Here is a 20,261-nt window from a genome sequence, read left to right as displayed (position 1 = left end):
GCATGAGTGGCCATCGTACTGGATGAAAGTTTCAGCTCTCCCGCGTTGCAAATCGCAATCCTGGAAGCATTGCTGTTTTGCATGAGGTCATTCCGGCTGCTTCTTCTTTTTTCGCTCAGTCTCGTCAGTTGCAACACCGTGAAAAACACGGGCAACAATGCTTTTCATTACAGCCGCAGGTTTGTGACCAGTGACATCCCACGGGCCTCGCGCTTTGTGTGGAAAGGGGTGACGGGATGGTTTGGACCGAACGACAACTCCTTCTGGTATGCGGATGAGATGCGCGGCAAGCCCAGCGTGGTGATCAATCTCAGCGAGCAGATGGTGTATCTCTTCAAGCGCGGCGAACTCGCGGGTGGCTCGCCCATCTCCTCGGGCTCGGAGGGCTATGACACGCGGCCGGGCAGGTACCATGTGATGGAGAAGGACATCGACCACAAATCTTCCATCTACGGCGACTACGAGGACTACCAGGGCAATGTGGTGATGCAGAACATCGACAACCGCAAGGACCGCAGGCCGCCGGGGACGCGGTTTGAAGGGGCCAAGATGTACTACTTCATGCGCATCTATGGTGGCGTGGGCATGCATCAGGGCTATCTGCCGGGCTACGCCGCATCGCATGGCTGCATCCGTTTGCCGGGACACATGGCGGAGAAGTTTTACCGGGAGGTGTCCACCGGGACGCCGGTGGAAGTGGTGCCCTAGGTTGAAGGCATCACTTTGGGGGCCAGGATGTCCTGCAACACTTCGGCGAGCTGTGCTTCGGTGAAGGGTTTGTCGAGCCGATGGGTCACGCCAAGGGCTTGCATTTCTGCGGCCTGGGGATCTTCCATGCGTCCGCTGGCGACGACGACGGGGACGTCTGGCAGGAGCAGGCGGAGCACGCGGACAAAGGCGAGTCCGTCCATGTGGGGCATGTGCAGATCGGTGATGATGACACGGAGGTCGGCCTGGTGGCGCATGGCGAGCTGCAGTCCATCCGCGCCGTCGGTGGCGGTCACAGGGTTGAAGTTCAGCCGCTGCAAAACGATGCCGGCCATCTCGCGCACGGTGGCTTCGTCATCCACGAGAAGGATGGTCTCCCCATGGCCGGGGCACGAGACCACCGTTGCGGGCGCGGGCGTCATGCCACCTTCCACCTCACGGGCTGGCAGGAAGGCGGTGAAGGTGGAGCCCAGGCCTGGCTGCGAAGAAGCCTGCAGGAATCCGCCATGGCTTTTCACAATGCCCATGACGGTGGAGAGGCCGAGGCCGGTGCCTTTGTCCGGGCTTTTGGTGGTGAAGAAAGGGTCGAAAATGCGCTCGATGATTTCCTTGGGAATGCCGGTGCCGGTGTCGTGCACGCGCAGAGCCACATAGCTGCCGGGCCGGGCATCGGGCACGGAGCTGGCAAAGGCTTCATCCACCACGAGGGACTGCGCTTCCAGCGTGAGCGTGCCGCCAGTGGGCATGGCATCGCGGGCGTTGACGCACAAGTTCAGCAGCACCTGGTGCAATTGCGTGGTATCTCCGAGCACGGTGGGAAGTTGCGGCGCGCAGGAAACCACGAGGTGGATGTTTTTTGGGAAGCTGCTTTGCATCAGTTTCTCCATTTCCCTGACGAGATGCGCCACCTGAAGGAGCACGCGTTCTCCTTCTGCGCCTTTGGCAAAGGTGAGGAGCTGGCGCACCATTTCCGCGCCGCGTCTGGCGCTGGTTTCAAACATGTCCAGAATCTTCGACTCCAGGGGGTACCGCATTTTGAGCAGCTCCACTCCCATGAGGATGGGGGCGAGGGCGTTGTTCAGATCGTGCGCGACGCCACCGGAGAGCGTGCCGATGGCCTCCATGCGCTGCGAGCGCAGGGCGAGGCTTTCCATGTTTTTGCGCTCGGCGAGGTTGTGGCTGCGTTCCAGCTCCATGGCCACGCGCTGGGCGATGATGCGCAGAATTTCCTGATCCTCCTCGATGAACTCATGCGGCCGGGGGTGGATGAGGCAGGTGACGGCGACGACGTTGCCTTGGGCGTCCAGCGAAGGGATGCCGCAGTAAGCATTTGCATGGTGGTCGCGGACAAACGCTGAATGGGGGAAATGCTCCTGCACATTTGTGCAAACGCTGAGGTCTCTGCTGTTGACCACCAGGGAGCATGGGCTGGTGGAAAGCGGGACACGGCCTGCTTCGTGCTGAATCTGGCCGTTGATGCACACGGCCTTGATCTGCAACTCCTGGCCGACGACTTCCGAGAGACAGACCACGGGGACATCAAACAGGGTGGCGACCATGCCCACGACCTCCTCAAACACGGCCCCCGGATCACCCGAGAGCTGCATGCTGAGCTCCGACAGGCGGTGCAGCTTGCGCAGATGCGCGGCATCACGCTCATGAGCCTGTCTGCGCTCGGTGATGTCCTGCACGGTGCCGAGCGAGTGGAGGGCCCTGCCGGCGGCGTCATACACCGTCTCGCAACGTTCCTGCACGAACTTGATGCGGCCGTCGGGCAGCAGCAGCCGGTGCTCGATTTCATAGGTGGTGTGGTCGCGCACGGACTCCTCATAGGCATGGGCCACTTTGCTGCGGTCATCGGGGTGAACCGTTTCCATGAACGCCTCGTTGGATGCTTTGAAGAGCAGCGGATCCTGCTCAAAGATCCGGTAGATTTCGTCCGACCATTTCAGGCGGTTCGTGGCCAGATCCAGATGCCAGCTGCCCATCTGGCCGATGCGCTGGGCCTCGCGCAGCTGCGCCTCCCGCTCCTGCAGGGCACTGGTGCGCTGGATGATGAGCTGTTCGAGTTCTGTGTTGAACTGGCGGATCTCCTCCTCCGCATGCTTCCGATCAGTGATGTCCGCGCGGATGGCGATGTATTGCGCGGGCTTTCCGTCTGCGCCGAGGAAGGGTACGATGGTGGTGTCCACCCAGTAAAAAGAACCGTCCTTCGCACGGTTTTTGATCTCGCCTTTCCAGACATGCCCGCTGCTGATGGTCTGCCACAGCCCGTCGATGAAGTCTCTTGGGTGATGCTTGGAATTGATGAGGCCATGGCCCCGGCCGAGAAGCTCCTCACGCGCATATTTCGAGATCGCGCAGAACTTGTCGTTCACATAGGTGATGGTGCCGCGAGCATCTGTGACAGCGACGATGGCATGCTCGTCGAGCGCGGCCTTGAAGTCTTCCAGCACCTTCTCGGCGCGTTTGCGATCGGTGATGTTGATCTGGGCAATGACCGCGCCGCCTTCCTCTCTGGACAAAGCGGAGACCTGCATGGTGAACCAGCGGTGCTCGGTGGGCGAATGGCAGGCATACTCGTGTTTGAAAGTGGGCCTGGAATGATCCAGCACACCGCGCAGTCCATCGAGCACCTGCTGAATCTGCCCGTCTTCCTCCTGTGCCGCCCGCTGGCACACTTCCAGATAATTGGCACCCACGCCCAGGGTGGCCATCTTGTCATCGGCACCATTTTCACGCGCGAAACGTTCCCAGCCATCGTTGATGGCGATGATGGTGCCATGGCGGTCCACGACGGCGATGTTGGCCATCATGGAATTGATCACGGCGCGGTTCAAAGCCTCGCTGTTGCGCAGGATGCGATCAATGTCGTGCTCCTTGGTGACATCCCGGAAGACCAGCACCACGCCAATGATGCGGCCGGACGGATCGCGAATGGGAGCGGCGCTGTCGGTGATGGGCCGTTCGGTGCCGTTGCGGGAGATGATGACGGTGTGATTGGCGAGGCCGTGGATTTCGCCCGTGGCCAAAACATCATCCACGGGGATGAGGGCGGGCTCGCGGGTCTCCTCATTGATGATGCGGAAGACTTCATCCACCGGACGCCCCAGCGCCTCGGCCAGTGTCCAGCCCGTGAGCTGTTCCGCGATGGGATTGAGACGCGTGATGCGCCGCTGTGAGTCTGTGGCCAGCACGGCATCGCCAATGGAATTGAGCGTGACGGAGAGCTTTTCCTCGCGGGAGCGGAGTACTTCTTCAGCGGCTTTCTGCTCGGTCACGTCACGCGCGGTGGCAATGATGACTTCGCCCGGCTGCGGCACGGACTTCCACCAGAACACGCGTGAGGAACCGTCCTTGAGCAGGCAGCGGTTTTCAAACTGGAGGACGCCTTCACCTTCAGCGAGCTGTCGCGCGACTTCGGCCTCCGTGGCGGCGCGATCATCCGGGTGCACAAATTCGAGGTAGGGGCGCGTCGTCAGGTCCTCGGCGCTCCAGCCCAGGATTTGGGTGAAGGCGGGATTGACGCGTTTGAGATAGCCATCTGCGCCGATGATGCAGAGCATGTCCAGCGGCACCGTGAAAAAGAGCTCGCGCTCTGCTTCCGCCTGCTGACGCTTTTCGAAATCGCGCCGCACGATGAAGCTGGCCAAGCCGATCATGCCGAGGGACATGACCCCGCCGAAGGCCACGATGGTCATGGTGATGTTGGAGAGCTTTTTCGCCCGGGTCTTGATGCCTGGGAGGAGCTGGTTTTCCTCCTCTTTCAGAGCGACGATCACTTTGCGGATTCCCTCCATGGTCTTCATGCCCTGGCCTTGGCTGATGAACTGGAGCGCTGCGGTGGCATCACTGCTGCGGCGGAGTTTGATCACCTCGCTGGCATGATTGAGTTTTTCTTGAATCAACTGTTCGAGCGCCGTCAGCCGCAGTTGCTGCCGGGGATTCTCCTCCATCAAACGTTTCGCTGTCGCGAAGGCTTTTGGCACCGCGATGATGCCTGCCTGATAGGGGCGCAGGAAGGCGTCATCACCCGAGATGGCAAATCCGCGGTTGGCCGTTTCAATGTTAAGCATTTCCACGAGAATCTCGTCGAGCGTGTCATTGACGCGGTGGGTGTGGTCAAAGGAATCAAAGGTGGCCAGATTTTGATGCTCGCTCCACCACGCGCTCACGCCTGTGAGGAGCAAGAAGACCAGGGCGATGAGAAATCCTGCCTGAATTTTATGTTGGATCAGCACTTTTTACATAGGTGGGAATTTTGCCAAATATTTCATCGCCATTGATTTAACCATGGCGAGAAAGGTTTTTCCACTCCGGCCTTATTTTACGAATTCTACGTGAAAGCTCGCGTTCTCGTGGAACCGCTCAGAGCCGTCGAGCGTGACTATTTTCGCTCCGCGACGAAGATCGTGTGAGTGCAGCGTTTGGCCTGCGGGTAGGCTTTGGCGGCGACGGTTTCGACTTTGAAGCCTGCTTTGGAGAGGCGTTTGGCGAAGGCGTGATCGGTGCTGGCGGACCAGAAAGTGACGCGGCCGCCGGGCTTGAGGGCGTGGGTGATGGCGGAAAAGCCCTGGGTCTGGTAGAGGCGGGCGTTGCCGTCCTGCACCATGGCGATGGGGCCGTTGTCCACATCGAGGAGGATGGCGTCGTAGTGGGCTTTGGGGGCGCGGCTGATGACTTGGAAGACATCGTCCACGGTGATCTCGACACGCGGGTCGTCGAGGAGCCGGCCGTTGACGGCGGTGAGGTATTCGCGGTTCCAGGCGACGACCTGCGGCAGAAGCTCCGCGACTTGAACATGCGCGGCGGGGCCCATGAGCTCCAGCACCCGGCGCAGGGTGAAGCCGAAGCCGAGGCCGCCGATGAGGACGTTTGCCGGACCGGAGCCCAGGCGTGCGCAGGCGAGCTCTGCGAGAACTTTTTCGGACTCGGAGGCATTGGTGCCCATGAGGGGCTGGCGGTTGACGCGCAGGTAGAAATTCGAATCGTGCGCATGCAGGGTCAGCTCCGCGCCATCGGGCGTGTGAGATGTGGCCAGCAGAAGGAAAGGTTCCATGGAGAGCAGCACCCGCGAAAAGCCATGTGCCTCTCCGGCGTGTGACAGGAGCGCGGAGAGGGCTGTGTGCAATGGTGAATGACCAGAATTGGGTGGCCGCAAAAAAGCGCAAAGAAGGGACGCAAAAAGGCGGGGAATCCCTCTTCCTTGCTGGGCATGCCATCAGGCGCGTTTCGAGTTCTTGTGCAGCCATTCGGCATAAGCGGCTTCCGTCATCTCTCCCGCAGCCAAGGCCAAGGTTTGCAGCACTGCATCGGCTTCGGTGGCGTGGAACTCGTGCCCGTTGCGTTCGAGAAAGCCTGCGCTGAGCATGAAGCCGGTGCGCTTGTTGCCATCGAGGAAGGGATGGTTCTTTACGATGCCTGCGGCATAGGCTGCCGCCTTCTCTGCGAGGGTGGGCTTGCCGTAATGGAACAACTGCTGTGGCCGGGCCAGGGCAGACTCCAGCAGATGCTCATCACGCACTCCGGCAATGCCGCCGTAGCATGAGAGCATCATGTCATGCAATGCGAGGCACTCGTCACGCGTCAGCCAGTATGGCTTCTTCATTTGGCCAGTTCGCGCAGCGTGTTGCGATAGCGACGGTTCAGGCTTTCAAACACCGCCATGGTCTTGGCGAACTCAGGATTGCTCGCGGTCAGCCGCATGCCGTCTTGGGATTCGGTCAGCGTGACCGTGTCGCCTTCCTCCACTTTGAGATGAGCGAGTGCTTCCTTCGGCAGGACGAGACCGACGGAGTTGCCGACTTTGCGGAGCTTGAGTTCGAGAACCATGGATGCAGTGTAGCTACGAATGTTATTACGTCAAGATTGCGCTTCCAGACAGAACTAGGGGAGCACGGTGATCTTGAGATCGTTGATCTTGATCTGCATGTCAGGAACGGATTCGAACAGCTTCTGGATCTCCGGTGAAACAACTTGTGATGAAACAAAGGGAGAGCCTCCAAGGTAGTCTTGAACGGCTTTGGTCGAAGTCTCGTAGTAGAACCGTAGAATGTAGCTGCCTGGCGGAAGTTCTTTGATGCGTTCCAATTGGTATGACCCAAAGAAACCCTTGTCATAGGGATTGAAGGATGAACCTGCAGGGACTTTGACAAAGTCGGCAGGCTTCAAGGGATTCATGTTGGCACAAACTCCTAGGGGCTTGCTTGGAAGTGGTTTCCCCGTTGAATCCATGAGCGACAAAGTACAGTGAGGAAAGCGTCTGCCCAAGTCCGAACCATCAAGACTTCCCACCAGATGTGTGTCCTTTCCGCTGTCATTGGAGATGGATACTTTCAGAATGGGGACTGCTCCCTGAGCGATGTTTGTCTTCTCGGCTGAGAGGACGCACTTGAAGGGGGCATCAGCCGCCGTGGCGAGGATCGACCCTGCGAAGAGAAGCCAAAGAGCTGCGGATGTTTTCATGGAGGGGCTGGTCCGCGAAAAGCCACGAGCTTCTCGGCCTGTGACAAGAGCGCGGCCCCACCTGTCCGCAACATGATGATTTCTCAAGAAGCCGTGGCCATGAGGGCCGGCGTCAAGAGGGTGGGATCGTACCTGGCGGGGGATGCTTTTAGACCAGCTCTGGTCTAGGGCAGAGTAACGATCACCCGATAAAAACGACGGGGCTGCGCGCTGGCACCGATATCGGTGATGGTTTGATTGGAGCCGGAGCCAGGGATGTTTTGCTGTACGATGGTCCAGTCAGAGGTGAGGGTGTCGCTGCGCTCGACTTTGTAGGTGCGGCCGGTGAGGGTGGGGAAGGTGATGCCGATGTTGCCTCCGGCTCTCGCAGTCGTGACGGGGTACTGGCTTTTGCCGGAATTGGGCAGGGTGCCGAGGATGAACTCCTGGAGGTTGCTGAGGCCGTCGCCATCGAGATCGAGCGTGGTGTCATTCACGGCGGGATTGAGGCCCACGCTTGTCTCGTAGTCATCAGACATGCCGTCACCCTCGGCATCGCCATCCACGAGGGTGATGGCGGAGGTGACAGGAGTGCCAAGGGAAAGGCCGCCAGCAGGCGCGCTGAGGGTGACGGTGAAGGATTCGGAAGCTTCGTCGAGGGCGTCGTCCAGAATGGCGACGGTGAAGGTCTTGCTCAGGTCGCTGGTGGTGAAGGTGAGCGTGCCAGATGCGGCGGTGAAGTCTGCCGAGGTGGCGGTGCCAAAGGCGGTGGCATAGTCTACGGTGCCGGCATTGCCGAGGGTGCTGCGACTGACGGTGAAGGTGAGCAGGGTGGCGGCCTCGGTCACGGTCTGCGTGGCAGGAGAGATGGCGACGGGTGTGGGAGCATCGTTGTCCTGGATGGTGACCGCGCCCGTGGCAAGAGTGCCCAGCGTGGTATTCCCACCGGCGGAAGAAAGGGTGATCTGAATGGTTTCGTCCGGTTCCAGCGTGGTGTCGTTGGTGATGGGAATGACAAAGGTTTTGACCAGCTCGCCGACGGCAAAAGTCAGCGTGCCGCTGGTGGCGGTGTAGTCGCTGCCGGCGCTGGCGGTGCCGTTGCTGGTGGCGTAATTCACGGTGGCGCTGCCTTCCAGCCCACCCGTGCGCGTGACGGAAACCTCGATGGTGTCTGCTGCCTCGACACCGCTGATGGCGGACTGAGTGAGCATGACATTGTCCGTGCAGGTGACTGTGGTGAAGAAGAGCTTCCATCCGAGGAGTGAACCCGAATCACCTGCGGAGAAGTCCTGAACGTAGAGCTTCCAGATGCCATTGGCCGGCACGCCGCGGAATTCGCTCAGGGTGTAGGCGGCCTCGGTGGCGATGTCCCCGGCGAAGACGCGGGAGCTGCCGTAGTAGTCCCAGGGCCGATAGGTGCCGGTGAGGACGCTGGGGCCAAATTCGGGAAAGATGACGCTGGCATCGTCATTGAAGGTGAAGGTGGCCAAGGATGCGGTGCCGCCCACGCCGCCGCACATCAGGCGTATTTCCAAGGCATCCGGTCCGTGGAGCAGGATGCCGACATCATCCACGTAGCTGTGGGAAAAGCCGATGATCTGCGCGGTCATGTCCTGCACACGCCCGATGAGGCCGGCGGCGGAAACGCTGGAAGGTGAGGGAGAGCCCGTGGCGTTGTCATTAATGGTGACACCGCCGCCGGTGACAGTGGTGGCTGTGGAGGTGCCGAGCGGGATGTTCACATTGGCGAAGCCGAGATCAGTGGCACCATCCTGCAGGTGCAAGACCAGGGGGATCGAAACGCCGCAGCCGCCGGCGAGCTTGAATGAAAACAAACGGGTGGTGGCAGCGCCACCTGCGGGCAGGGCGCCGTAATTTTGCGCCGCCGAGGGATTTTGCACACCGCCAATGGGGAGAAGTGTGGCGGTGAGGCTGCTGGTGGCGGTGGCCCCGATGTTGTTGAACCCGAGGGTGAAGGTGACGGCTTCGCCGGGATCGGCGCTGGAGTTGGCAGGGGTGTTGCCTTCGGTGCTGAGCGTGGCGGAGGCTCCGGCAATGCGGGCCTTGGCGCTGGTGGTCCCGTAAAGCTTGACGGTGACCGCCGTGAGGGTGCCGGTGTCTGAGCCTACGCGGTCGGCGACTTTGACGGTCCAGTTGCCGGCAGCGGATTCGCCCCAGTGGTGGACGGAGCTGTAGGTCCAGGCCAGATTGTTGGTGCCATCCGGGGTCACTTGCGAGAGCTTGCTGACCGTGCCGTAGGGAGAGGTGAGGGTGACCTCCAGATCGCCCACGGCGGTATGCGTGGCATTCACAGTGACGGTGACATGCTCGACGGAGAAATTGGCGTCGGTGAAGTTCAGCGTGCGGGTAACGCCTGTGGCGCTGTTGTCTGGAATGACGAGGGCGAGGCCGGTCTGCGCGACCTGCGTGGTGGTCATTGCGGGAAGATTGACCCACTGCTGAGCGAGCGCGACGGCGGCAGCGGCATCGACCAATCCTGCGCCGTATTTGTGATTGAAACTGAGGCCGGCCTGATTGGTGGACCAATCGGGGTCGGTGCGGTGGACCTTGCGTGCGGTGCGGATGAGGATCTCCTGGACGTCGCGCCACCCGAGATTGGGATTGGCCTGAAGCATGAGCGCAATGATGCCGGAAACCAGCGGGCAGGCGCTGGAGGTGCCGCCGAAGGTTTTGGTGTAGTTGCGATCCGCGAGATCGTTTGTGCCCGCTGCGGTGTTGTTGTACCCGCCTTCGCCAGTGATGTCTGTGGTGCGGATGCCTGCATTGTGCCTGCCGCCACTGGAGGGGGCGGTGATGAGGAGATTGGCCCCGGGTTCGGAGTAGTAGCTCTGGAAGCCAAAGTCGTTCATTGCGGCCACGCCGATGACGAAGGGGGAATTGGCGTAGCCGTCGAGGTTTGAATTGTCCGCCAGATCAAAACCGTTGCCGCCGGCGAAGACGTAGATGAGGCCCTTGCCATTGCGCCCGCTGGTGACGCCCGTCTCCAAAGCTGCGGCAGCCAGCGGGCCGGGGCCGCCATAGCCGCTGGCGTCTGGCGTGCCCCAGGAGTTGCTCTTGACGTGAATGACGTCGTTGTGCGCCAGGAAGGCCGAGGCTTCATCCTGGTCGGTGTTGGCCGCGGCGATGAGGCGAAAGCCGGTGAGCGTGGCCTCCGGTGCCGCGCCGGAGCCGCCGATGCCGTTGTTCCCGCGCGCAGCGGCCACGCCGGCGCATGAGGTGCCATGCCTGTCTGTGGTGACGTCTCCCGGCAAAGGATCTGAGTCATTGCCATTGTAGTCAAAGTCGAGGTCGGTGTTGTAATTCGGCTGGATGTCCGGGTGGGTGTATTCCAGGCCGCCATCGATGATGCCGATGATGATGCCGGCGCCCTTGTAGCTGTCCCACACGCTGGGGATGTTTGCGTCCGCCCACAGTGCGCCGCCGAGCTGCGCCATGTTTTTCAGGTGCCACTGCTCAGGAAACAGCGGGTCATTGGGAGTGAACTTGGCAGCCTTTTGTGTGGCCAGCATGACATTGGCGCTTTCGACTTCGGGCCGCGCACGCAGCGCCTCCATGGCAAGCAGCGCGCCTTCGGAGGTGAGGGCATCAAAGATCGCGTAGCCGGGCGCGTGAGCTGGCTCGCTGCTCACGCGCAATCCCGCGTTTTGCGCCACGGTCTTGGCTGTGGCGCCCGGCTTTAACTTTACGAGAACCTCACGCGTGACGAAATGCCGCGTCGCTTCAGCGCCGGCACGTGATTTTGCGCCACCCGCTGCATGCGTGAGCACGAGCTCCACCTGAAGCGCTGCCGCTGTGCGTGAGCGCAGCGACTTGGCCGCCGCAGCGAGATCCGTGTCTCCGGCTTTGCTGATCGTGCGGCGTCCATCCGCCTGCTTGACTGCGAGTTCATCCGCCACCAGCACGAGCTGACGTGTGGTGCCGCCACTGAAGATTTCATAGCTCGACTTCAATGGGCCACTGCCGCCCGCCTGCTGCGCGGTGGTGAAATCACAGGCTAAAAAAAGCCCGGTGATGATCAGAATCATTCTCATGCCAGATTAAGGCACTTGATGATTAACGCCTGCAAGCCTGAAGTTTTGGACAATGCAGCAGCCGGTGTGGGAAATCGCCCCTGAGTACTTTGTTCCGCGCTGACAAGCTCAGCCTGCTTGGAACCTTCGCGCTTGAAACTCTTTCACTCCTACCGCTTCGCCTTCGCCGCGATCGCCTTGTAGTAGCTCTCAATAGCGGCGCGGTATTCGGGGGCGGCTTCGGAGCGGGTGGCTTCGGTGAGGTCGTCGGCCATCTTTTGGGGGAGGTGGCCCCAGTCGCCTTTGACGAGGATGGTGCCCTGAACGAGGACGCCGTCCTGAAGCTGGGTGGATTGATTGCCGCCTTCGGCGGACTGGGCCTGGGAGTTCTGGCCCTGCTGCTTTTGGTTTTGCGCCTGCTGCTGGGAGGGTTTCTGGCCGGGGGCCTGGCCCTGATTGCGGGAGTCGGCCATGCTTTGCTGCTGGGCCTGCTGGGCATCGCTCAGGCTCTGCTGCGCGGATTGCTGGCCGCCTTCGGGTTTGCCGCCCTGGGATTGCTGCTGCTGCTGGCCATTTTGCTTCTGGTTGCCCTGCATGGGGTGAAGCTGGGCATCGAGCTGATCGAGCGCCTGGGCAAGCATCTGACCCTGAAGCTGTTCGAGGGGGGAGGCGAGCATGGCTGGGGAGGTCTTGCTGGCGGTGGCTTCGGCGGCTTTGGCTGCCTGGGCGGCTTTGGCGAGGCTTTGCTGCGCGGCCTGCGGATTGGGCACGGGATTGGCCTGGGTGGCCTCGGCTTGCTGACCTGCCTGCTGGAGTTGATTGCTGGCCTGCGCGACCTGTTCGGCAGCTTCTTTGTCGCCGAGACGCTGCTGATGGCGTGAGACGCGGGCGAGATCGCTGGCGGCCTGCTTCTGGGCCATGCCGTTTTGCACGGCCTGCTGGGTTTCTTTGGCGACGGCCTGCTCGGCCAGCTGTGCGGTGGTCTGCGCGGTTTCCGCGAGGGCCTTCTGCATGGACTGGTTCTTGGGCAGTTCTTTTTCCAGGGCCTCAAGCACGGCCTGTGGATTTTGCGTGGCGTCCTTGGCCATTTCGGCGAGCTGCTGGGCGCGCTGGTAGGCTTCATCAAGAGGCTCCTGCACGCCGAGCTCCTGCTCCATCTGCTGCATGGCGGCCTGCTCGGCTTCGGTGAGCTGCTGGCCGTCCTCCACCTTCTGCATGTTTTGGGCGAGCTGTTCCAAAGCCTGCGCGGTCTGCTGCTGGGCATTGGCGGCGGACTGCAGGGCCTGAGCCTGCGGTTTGCTTTGCGATGCCTGGGCGGCCTGCTTCAAATTCTGCGCAATCTGAGGGGTCTTCTGCTGCATCTGCGCGAGGGCGACATCCGCAGTGCGGGCGAGCTGGGATTCGGCCTGCTTGGTTAGATCGGAGGCGTTGGCTTCCTGGCGAAGTGCGGCCTGCAGGGCGGCCATTTTCTCGGCGTTTTCGGCGGCTTCGGGGCGGAGTGCCTGGGCTTTTCCGGCGACTTCAGCGACGGGTTTTTCGGCCTTGGCGGCATCGGCGGCGGTCTGGGTTTCCTGCTGGGTCTTTTTGAGATCGGCGGCCACGCGTTTCATCATGTCGCTGACTTCGGGAGTGAGTGAGGCGAGCTGGGCGCGGGCGGCATCCACCTGTGGCTGAAGCTGGGCGGCGAGCTCGCCGGCCTTCTGCTGCGCATCGGCGGTGGCCTGCTGGCCGGGCTGTGAATTGAGCTGCTGGCCGGGCTGCTGCTGTGAGGCTTCGCGGGCGAGGTTTTTGTTCTGCTCGGCGGCGTTGCGGGAGGCATCGCTGGCCTGCTGGGCGGCCTGGCGGAGGTTGTTGGCGGCCTGCGGATCTTTCTGCTGCATGGCCTCGGCAATGCGGGCGCGGTTGATCTTGTCCGGCACCTGCTGCAGGGCCTCGGCGGCGGCGCGGGACTGGGCGGCGGTTTGTGTGAAATCCTGCTGGCTCTGCGGGCGGCTGCCGCCAGCCTGGGCGGCCTCCAGGGCCTGCGCGGCGTCCTGTGCGAGGGCATCGGCTTCCAGGATGCGTGTGGCCAGATCGAGCTGCGAGGTCTGCTCCTTGAGATCTGCCATGGTCTTGGCGGCCGGAGAGGGCGGCCCATTGCTGCGCCGTGCTTTATCGGCCTCTTCCTGCGTCGGCAGGGGAATGCTCCCGGCGGCGGAGGTCTGCCGTGCGAGCTCGCCCACGGCGCGGCTGGCGCGATTCATGTCGAGCGCGGCCTGGGTGTTGGTGGCCTGGTTTTGCTCGCGCAGTTCGGCCTGGTCTTGGAGTTGTCTGGCGGCTTCGGTGAGCTGTTTCTCGGCACTCTTCAAGGCCATGAGGCCATCGTTGTCGTTCTTTTTTTTGTGATTTGGGTCACGTGCCTCATTTTCAGCTTCCGCAATGTAGTACCGGGCCTTGACCAGCTTGGCCAGTGCAGGGTTTTCCTGGCGGATGAGGTTTTCGCGGCGCTGCTGGGCTTCGTTGGCAGTTTGTTCGGCAATGCTGCGGGTCACATCGGCGGCCTGCTGCAAACGGCTGCGCAGATTGTCGGATGCGCCATAGAGATGCTCGGGGCTTTTCGTTTGATCTTTCTTGTCCAGACTGCTGTCAAGATCAGCGGCGGTCTCGGTGACCTTTTTGTCGATGTCCTGGAACTGTCCGCGATTGCGGCCCTTCTGCGTTTCATCAAGCTTTTCCAAGTCCTTCTGCAGGGTCTTGGCCTGGGCCATGAGGGCGCGCTGCTGCTCCTGCCATTTGGGGCGCTGCTCGGCATCGCGGTTGGCCTGGAGGGAGGTCTCGGTGAGCATGCGGGACTGGCGCTGGAGCTGCTGCGATTCCTTGGCGGCGATCATGGCGCTTTCTTGGGCGGCGAAGGCGCGGAGGGCATCGGCGATGACGCTGGCGTGGCCGGCGGCTTCATTGGCGGCGCGCTTGAGGGGCTCGGTGTTTTCGATCTCGTCGGAGTTGAGCTTTTCGAGGTCGGGGAGCTGCTCGCGGCGGAGCTGGGCAAGCTTTTTGCCAAGGAGCTGGACTTCGGAGGCATCGAGCTGATTGGGGGCGTCGCGTGCGGCGTCCTTCAGGGCGGTCCAGAGTTCTTCGGACTGGGCCTTGACCTGCTCGAGTTTTTCCTGCGCGGAGGCGAGGGCGTTGGCGGCTTCGTCCTTGGCCTTGTCGGGGTCTTTGCGGGAGTTGCGTTCGGTCTTGCGCACCTTGTCGAGGTCCTTGCGCAGCTCGCGGGTTTGTTCATCGAGACGATCGGCCTTCAGCGCGAGGCGGCGCTGGCTTTCCGCCCAGTCGCGCTGGCGGGGATCAATGGTCTGCTCAAGGATGATGACGCGGATGGGGGGGGACTCGGCCTTCTGGCCTTTGAGGTCGATGGCGATGAGCTTGATGAGCAATGCATCGCCGGTCTTCACACCGAGCGGGGCGAGGGGGAGGAGTGTCTGCACGGGGGCTTCTTTGGCAGACTTGGTGAAGGGGAGATCGCGCTCGGTCCAGTTGGCACCATTGATGGCGTGGGAGAGCTTCACGCCGCCGAGGCCGACGTCGTCGGTGACGAGTCCGGCGAGGCGCACGGCTTCATCGGCGAGGAGCTCGATCTGCTCGGCGGGTTCGTTGATCTGCGCGGTGGGCGGGAGATCCGGGATGGTGGTGATGCGCCAGGGGGTGCTTTCCTCATTGGTGAAGCCGGTTTCCTGAGACTTCAACGTGACCTGCCAGGAGCTGTGCGTGGCCTGCACGGCGATGTCTGCGGTGAGCAGGCCTTCGGGCGTGGTGGTGGAGGGCAGGGGCTTTTTCTCGGGGAGATCGGGGTTCAACTGGAAGTCGCTCTTCGAGACAGGTTGGTTGGTTTTGAGCGTGAGTTTGATGGTGGAGCCGTCGAGGGCTTCGAGGTCGCCCTGGTCTGCCTTGACCTGGGACTCCGTCCAGCCGGAGTAGGCGGGGGGAATGATGGTCTTGGTGAACTCAACGATGCGGGGCCGCGCGCGTGCGCTGAGGGTGCGCCAGGGGGTGATGGCATCGGCGGCATGCACGCGGTAGCGAACGTCCGTCTGGCCGACGGGGACGACGCCTTCAAAGCGTGCGGTGCCGACGGCGGAGAGCTCGGTGCGGCGGGGCTTGGAGCCTTCCACGGCAAACTCCAGCGTGACCTGGGCGGGCTGCGGGCCTTCGGTTTCGATGATGAGGGGCGCTTCGGAGCCGATGGGGGCGAGGGTGCGGGCCTGGAGTGGCTCCAAGATGTGGATCTTGACCGAGGCGGGGCGTTCAAGATTCGCGAAGGGCAGGGCGGCACGTGCCATGAAGCCGCCGAGGTGGAGGCCGGGAATGAGGCAGAGCACGAGGACGGCGGCGGCGACTGAGCCGGCGGCGATGAACCAGGGGCGCAGGGTGCGCGTGGGGAGCTTCGCATTCCAGTCGATGCCTTCGATGGAGGCGGCGACGTCGTCCTGAAGCTTCTCACGGAACTCGACGGAGTCTTTGACGTTTACACCACCGCGTGGATCGGCGAGCTCGACAGCGGCGAGCAGGCGCTCGCGCAGGGCGGGCTCAGCGGCCTCGATGAGCTTGGCGGTGCCTTCTTTGCCATTGGCCTGTGCGATGAAGCGCCACGCCACGCGCCATGCGGCATAGGCAGCGCCACCGTAGGCGATGAGCGTGACCCAGGGCCGCAGCGCGTCCGGCATGAACCACACGCGGTCCAGCAGGGCGATCAACGTGAATGCGGCAAGGGCAATCGCCGCGGCACAGAGGGCTGCGCGGAACTGCAGCAGCTTCTGACGGCGCAGGCGAAAGCGTTGCAAAGCTTCATGCGTGGCGGGACGGAGGGCAAGGTTCATGAGAGGGGTGAAAGCTTAACGCGGCGCAAGCGGGGTTCTTTGCGGGAGCGAGAGGGATGTTTCATGACCCTTTACAGCAGGCAGCACGGAGCGCACCAGCTTTCAGGGGGGGGACTTGTGGGGAGGTCCTGAACGAGCCAAAACTAGCGACTGCTTTGGCAGACCCAAATCGGCGGCTGTGCCCAATGGCTTGACTTGAGGCGGCTTTTTCGATTCCATGCGTGGAGTCTTCTAAAAATCGGCCCCACGCGTTCTGAGCGTGGCTAAGCGCTGGTTGAACAGCCAAGCAGAATCCACCGCCCTATGAACTTTCGATTCATCCTTCTTGTCTTGATGCTCGGTGTGGAGGCTTCCCGTGCCCAGAGTTCAATCGAAGTGCCGGCTGGCCAAGATTCCGCCGATGAGACGGGCATCATGCTTTTTGAAGGTATTCCGATTGCCAAACTGCCGGGCGGAATTCCCAGCCCTGAGGGTAAAATCACCTTGTTTGCGGATTACGCACGGGCAGTGAAGGGGAAGGACGTGGATGTTTATCTGATCAACCGGAGCGACCGTGACATCGTCCTGGGTGCACAGGATGGGGATGTGTATTTGAAGCTGGAGGCGCGGAACAAGGATGGAACGTGGGTGCGGGTGCAGCCGCATGCCTTCAGCTGGTGTGGCAACAGCTATGACTTCAGGCCGGAGGTGAAGAAAGAGTGCTTCTACAAGATCAGGGGGCATCAGCCCAAGGAGGGGAAGCCGGCGACGATCCGCTTCCGGCTCTACATGCAGGAGGGGCTGGATCTGGCGACCGATGCGGGTGAGGGGATGGTTTCAGAAATAGAGGCAGAGAAGGCGGCGACGGATGTGTTGGCGGTGGAAACGGGATCGTTTGAGTTTGTGCGGGACATCGCCACCGGAGCGCGGAAGATCGTGAACACGACGGATCACATCAAGGACATGCAAGGGGTGGCCATCCGGACGCTGGGCACCGGGGGTTTTCCGAAGGAGAAGGTGGAGCCGCTGCTGGATGAGATCGGGCGTCGGTTTCCTGGCAAGCTCGGCGATGTGACCTATGCCAGAAGCAGGCTGATTGAGAAGGACCTGAAAAAATGACGAAGCGCGTTTAGAGGTCTTGGGGTTGCGGCTTGAGGCAGATCGGGGGATGCTGGCGTGTCTCCCTCTCTCTGCATGATCGACGAGCACTGTTTGAATTTTTTTGACCAGACGACGCACCTGAGGGTGAGTCCGGACTGGGCGGATGTGAGGACCGTCCTCGCTGAGCGCGGAGTGGACGCGAGCCGCGTGGTTCTCTTTGGCTGCGACCATGCAGGCGGCGATGACATGATGCTCTGGCTGGCTCTACCAGAAGGCAGCATCACGCACTGCATCCTGCGCAAGGAGGCTGCGAATGGCCGGTATGCATCCATTGTGGAATGGGCGGAGGTGACGATTGATGAGGATGAAGAGCTTTTGATGGCCAGTCGTGCCGCATCTGATCCTGGTGCGGCCCGTGCCCTGGCCGCCGCCATTGCAAACTACTGCCGCTTTCGTGAGGCGGTGTCCAGATAAAGGCCCGTCCAACTGCGCTTTCATGTTGAAGATTTGCAGCCTTCATCCTAGGAGGGGTGCGCTTTATGGAATCTGCCAACGCCAGCGACAATCAGTCAACCGCCACTCCACTGTCTGAGCCGAACACGAAGGCCTCTGCCACGGCGACGGAGGCGGAAGCCAAGGCTTCGGTGGAGCTGTTTGAACTCTGCGCCGCCATCCTTCTCGGGCTGGGGGCCACGCTGGGGAGCATCGCGGGGTATCAGGGCGGGCTGTGGGGTGGGAAGTCGATCGAGAGCTTTGGGCAGTCCAGCCGCATTACGACGAAGTCTGCGGATGCGGGAACGTTTGCGGATTCCAAGATCGCGTCTGACAGCCTGGTGAAGCTGCAGGTGATCCAGTTGGTGTCGCGGGCGCAGCACGCGCCGAAGGGCGAGGAGCGTGATTTTCTGCTGCACCAGATCAGTGAGCTCATGATTCGTGAGTACAGCGACGAGGCGTATGATGCCATCGGCCTGCCGCTGGAGCCGCGCAAAAAGTATGATGCGGACGGCATCCTGGCGGACCTGCCGGAGGACGTGATCTTTGAGGCCAGCAAGCGGAACTTCAGCAAGGACTACTACCAGTGGATGTATGAGGAGAAGGTGAAGCACACGGCGAAGGCCGAGGAGCTTTTTTCTCAGGGGCAGCACGAGGGCACCGTGGGGGACCAGTTTGCGCTGGATGGCGTGTACTACACGACGTCCCTGTTCTTCGCGGGGCTGGGGCTGGTGTTTAAAAGCCGCGTGCGCTGGGGTTTCTTCAGTCTGGGGACTTTGATTTTTCTCGGGGCGCTGATTTACATGTGCCGGCTGGAGTGGGCGTGAGTGAGTGGCTTGCTGATGAGGCGCGGGGTATGGATGTGAGGTCAAAGCTGAGGCATGCGCCGAAGCTTGACCTGCGGCGGCTTTTTCGCTTCGATGGGTGAAATCATCAAAAATCCAACCGTTGCATGTGCGGATTCCTTGTGGGACAGGCGCTCACGGGAAGAGCGCCTGCAACACTGAGATTGGCGAAGCATCGTATGATCAGGAATGGGCACCCAAGAAGCCGTGAATCTGCCAGTACTTTCCCATGAAGCCCCAGACTCAAACTGACCTCGCGTATTGGTTGTCCTTGTTCATCGGACCTGCTTCAGCGCCTTTCGTGTTCAGGGCCGCCGGGTTGAAGGATTTTGCGAGCCTGCAGTTCTCGCATCTGCTGATCATTGTCTGCTATGTCATTGGGGCGCTGGCGCTGAGCCAGTTGCTGCTGCGGTCTTGCTTTCGGTTTTTCGGGGCCATGTCTGCGTGCTCCAAAGAGGGCTGTGTGTCTGCTGTGGGCAAGCCGGAGTGAGCTGCCATTCTTCATCCAAAAACCGTGAACAGTGCCCGCCATGACTGAAAATGATGAAAGTGAACTGCACCGCCTGTGCGACATGCTGAAGGTGGTGCATGATGGCCTGGATGCGGGATCGCCACTGCGTGAGGCGGTGACGAAAGCGGGGCTGGGGCTTTCGCTGGCTTTCATGAACGGACAGCGTTGGAAAATGGAGGAGCTGGCTGCCGGTCTTGGCAGGCCTTTGGATGAGGGGCAGCGGCAGGAGTTGCGCAGGCTGGGGATTGATCCTGATGGGGAGTGAGCGGCTGTTGATTTGAATGCATGGGACACACCGCAAAGACATCGACTGATCCAACGCTGCAGCCTGTTATCAAGAAAGACGAACGCAGGGAGTTCTTCTTCTGGCTCGGGGTCTTTGTGCTGCCGCTGTTTTGGTCGTGGTTCACGCTGTCCAGGAAGCATACCCGGCGTGAGCGTGTGGCGGCTTTTCTGTGGCTGGCGGTGTTTGGAGTCTGGCTGCTGCATGAGCGCAGCGCGCTGGCGGATCAGTTTGAGACGCTGGCGTTTGTCTATCCCGCTGTCCTGGGGTGGGTGACGGTGGCGCTGTATGTCTGGCTGTTTTTTCGCAGCGGTTTTCCCACCAATATCACTTTCATTGAGGTCATTGTTTTGGTGGATGTCCTGGGGGTCATTCAGCCGTCCATCTTCTTTGTGGATCGCGTGGGGCAGCCTTTCAAATGGGAGTGGCTGCTGCCTGCGGGCATTGCCGTGGTGGCGCATCTTGTTCATGAGCCGCTGGGGTTTGGCAGGACAGAGAGGAAAGAGGAGCAGCCTTCAAAGATTCCTTCACCATGATTTGTATTCTGATACGACGATGCAAACGCTGTTTCACACCAAGCTGTTGGAAGTGAAGCCGTCGGAGCATAAATCCATTCTCGGGCTTGACCCGTCTGCGGAGGAGTGAAAGGGAGTTTGGAACTTTCCACCCACGACATGAGTGATTCCGAGCCCCTCTTAATTTATCCGATCCCGAGTTTGATTTCGATCCTGGTGAACCGGGAGGAGGAGAAGGGCAGTGCGCTGACGGAGGCGGAGGTGATCGAAATCCGCAATGGCTGCAAGGCGGTGGCCATGCCGCGGGATGTGGCGGCGAAGATCGATGCGGAGCGCGGGTACAAGGACATCGATCCGGTGCGCTGCTGGGAGGAGTGGCTGGAGGTGAGGAAGAGTTTTTGAGGATGGGTTGGCTGCTGGCGTCTTGATCTAACTGGACAAGCTAGCGGGACTGTATGGTGGTGTGTGGGTCTTGGGTGATGAAGGGAGCGCTGAT

Annotated in this window: 15 protein-coding genes; 8 read left to right on the top strand and 7 right to left on the bottom strand. The window is 61.3% G+C overall.

Annotated features, from left to right (window positions below):
- The first annotated feature begins 81 nt into the window (after positions 1 to 81).
- A complete protein-coding gene (locus AC24GY_RS28990) occupies positions 82 to 708 on the top strand; it encodes a L,D-transpeptidase (RefSeq protein ID WP_487690251.1) in 627 nt (208 codons plus the stop codon).
- On the opposite strand, the gene AC24GY_RS28985 is transcribed toward AC24GY_RS28990, so the two are convergent.
- From AC24GY_RS28985 to AC24GY_RS28955, 7 genes are all read right to left on the bottom strand, one after another.
- Positions 705 to 4,949 carry a PAS domain S-box protein gene (locus tag AC24GY_RS28985; protein ID WP_487690249.1) on the bottom strand — a complete coding sequence of 1,415 codons (4,245 nt, stop codon included), beginning with the start codon at positions 4,947 to 4,949 and terminating at the stop codon, positions 705 to 707. The genes AC24GY_RS28990 and AC24GY_RS28985 overlap by 4 nt on opposite strands.
- A 146-nt stretch (positions 4,950 to 5,095) precedes the next feature.
- Positions 5,096 to 5,767 carry a spermine/spermidine synthase domain-containing protein gene (locus tag AC24GY_RS28980; RefSeq protein WP_487690246.1) on the bottom strand — a complete coding sequence of 224 codons (672 nt, stop codon included), beginning with the start codon at positions 5,765 to 5,767 and terminating at the stop codon, positions 5,096 to 5,098.
- A gap of 162 nt (positions 5,768 to 5,929) precedes the next feature.
- On the bottom strand, positions 5,930 to 6,316 hold the full coding sequence (locus AC24GY_RS28975; protein WP_487690244.1) for a type II toxin-antitoxin system death-on-curing family toxin: 387 nt from the start codon (positions 6,314 to 6,316) through the stop codon (positions 5,930 to 5,932).
- Positions 6,313 to 6,540 (bottom strand): AbrB/MazE/SpoVT family DNA-binding domain-containing protein, encoded by a 228-nt coding sequence (locus AC24GY_RS28970; protein ID WP_422315624.1) that lies wholly within the window; start codon positions 6,538 to 6,540, stop codon positions 6,313 to 6,315. Before AC24GY_RS28970 ends, AC24GY_RS28975 begins: the two co-directional genes overlap by 4 nt.
- Positions 6,541 to 6,594: 54 nt before the next feature.
- The gene (locus tag AC24GY_RS28965) at positions 6,595 to 6,888 is read right to left on the bottom strand and encodes a hypothetical protein (protein ID WP_487690241.1); all 294 of its coding nucleotides are present in this window, start codon (positions 6,886 to 6,888) and stop codon (positions 6,595 to 6,597) included.
- Between the two features lie 449 nt (positions 6,889 to 7,337).
- Positions 7,338 to 11,204 carry a S8 family serine peptidase gene (locus AC24GY_RS28960; protein ID WP_487690238.1) on the bottom strand — a complete coding sequence of 1,289 codons (3,867 nt, stop codon included), beginning with the start codon at positions 11,202 to 11,204 and terminating at the stop codon, positions 7,338 to 7,340.
- 149 nt (positions 11,205 to 11,353) lie between these two features.
- The gene (locus AC24GY_RS28955; RefSeq protein ID WP_487690235.1) at positions 11,354 to 16,039 is read right to left on the bottom strand and encodes a hypothetical protein; all 4,686 of its coding nucleotides are present in this window, start codon (positions 16,037 to 16,039) and stop codon (positions 11,354 to 11,356) included.
- 303 nt (positions 16,040 to 16,342) lie between these two features.
- Here AC24GY_RS28955 and AC24GY_RS28950 point away from each other — a divergent pair, with 303 nt between their 5' ends.
- From AC24GY_RS28950 to AC24GY_RS28920, 7 genes are all read left to right on the top strand, one after another.
- Positions 16,343 to 17,137, top strand: coding sequence for a hypothetical protein (locus tag AC24GY_RS28950; protein WP_487690233.1), 795 nt, complete (start codon positions 16,343 to 16,345; stop codon positions 17,135 to 17,137).
- Between the two features lie 57 nt (positions 17,138 to 17,194).
- Positions 17,195 to 17,593 (top strand): hypothetical protein, encoded by a 399-nt coding sequence (locus AC24GY_RS28945; RefSeq protein ID WP_487690230.1) that lies wholly within the window; start codon positions 17,195 to 17,197, stop codon positions 17,591 to 17,593.
- Positions 17,594 to 17,658: 65 nt separating this feature from the next.
- A complete protein-coding gene (locus tag AC24GY_RS28940; protein WP_487690227.1) occupies positions 17,659 to 18,438 on the top strand; it encodes a hypothetical protein in 780 nt (259 codons plus the stop codon).
- 247 nt (positions 18,439 to 18,685) lie between these two features.
- Positions 18,686 to 18,946 carry a hypothetical protein gene (locus tag AC24GY_RS28935; RefSeq protein ID WP_487690224.1) on the top strand — a complete coding sequence of 87 codons (261 nt, stop codon included), beginning with the start codon at positions 18,686 to 18,688 and terminating at the stop codon, positions 18,944 to 18,946.
- Between the two features lie 40 nt (positions 18,947 to 18,986).
- Positions 18,987 to 19,232, top strand: a complete 246-nt coding sequence (locus tag AC24GY_RS28930) for a hypothetical protein (protein WP_487690221.1) — start codon at positions 18,987 to 18,989, stop codon at positions 19,230 to 19,232.
- Between the two features lie 20 nt (positions 19,233 to 19,252).
- Entirely contained in the window at positions 19,253 to 19,786 is a 534-nt protein-coding gene (locus AC24GY_RS28925; RefSeq protein ID WP_487690218.1) for a hypothetical protein, read from the top strand.
- Between the two features lie 138 nt (positions 19,787 to 19,924).
- Complete coding sequence (locus tag AC24GY_RS28920) at positions 19,925 to 20,167, top strand: hypothetical protein (RefSeq protein WP_487690215.1); 243 nt, start codon at positions 19,925 to 19,927, stop codon at positions 20,165 to 20,167.
- Positions 20,168 to 20,261: the final 94 nt, after the last annotated feature.

The organism is Prosthecobacter sp. Pr1 (genome assembly GCF_057652315.1).
This window is presented reverse-complemented; position numbering and strand designations above follow the sequence as displayed.

Excerpts from the sequence above, each read along its gene's own strand:
- AC24GY_RS28990 (WP_487690251.1), top strand. The coding sequence starts at position 82 with ATGAGGTCATTCCGGCTGCTTCTTCTTTTTTCGCTCAGTCTCGTCAGT.
- AC24GY_RS28980 (WP_487690246.1), bottom strand. The coding sequence starts at position 5,767 with ATGGAACCTTTCCTTCTGCTGGCCACATCTCACACGCCCGATGGCGCG.
- AC24GY_RS28975 (WP_487690244.1), bottom strand. The coding sequence starts at position 6,316 with ATGAAGAAGCCATACTGGCTGACGCGTGACGAGTGCCTCGCATTGCAT.
- AC24GY_RS28970 (WP_422315624.1), bottom strand. The coding sequence starts at position 6,540 with ATGGTTCTCGAACTCAAGCTCCGCAAAGTCGGCAACTCCGTCGGTCTC.
- AC24GY_RS28965 (WP_487690241.1), bottom strand. The coding sequence starts at position 6,888 with ATGAATCCCTTGAAGCCTGCCGACTTTGTCAAAGTCCCTGCAGGTTCA.
- AC24GY_RS28960 (WP_487690238.1), bottom strand. The coding sequence starts at position 11,204 with ATGAGAATGATTCTGATCATCACCGGGCTTTTTTTAGCCTGTGATTTC.
- AC24GY_RS28955 (WP_487690235.1), bottom strand. The coding sequence starts at position 16,039 with ATGAACCTTGCCCTCCGTCCCGCCACGCATGAAGCTTTGCAACGCTTT.
- AC24GY_RS28950 (WP_487690233.1), top strand. The coding sequence starts at position 16,343 with ATGAACTTTCGATTCATCCTTCTTGTCTTGATGCTCGGTGTGGAGGCT.
- AC24GY_RS28940 (WP_487690227.1), top strand. The coding sequence starts at position 17,659 with ATGGAATCTGCCAACGCCAGCGACAATCAGTCAACCGCCACTCCACTG.
- AC24GY_RS28935 (WP_487690224.1), top strand. The coding sequence starts at position 18,686 with ATGAAGCCCCAGACTCAAACTGACCTCGCGTATTGGTTGTCCTTGTTC.
- AC24GY_RS28930 (WP_487690221.1), top strand. The coding sequence starts at position 18,987 with ATGACTGAAAATGATGAAAGTGAACTGCACCGCCTGTGCGACATGCTG.
- AC24GY_RS28925 (WP_487690218.1), top strand. The coding sequence starts at position 19,253 with ATGGGACACACCGCAAAGACATCGACTGATCCAACGCTGCAGCCTGTT.
- AC24GY_RS28920 (WP_487690215.1), top strand. The coding sequence starts at position 19,925 with ATGAGTGATTCCGAGCCCCTCTTAATTTATCCGATCCCGAGTTTGATT.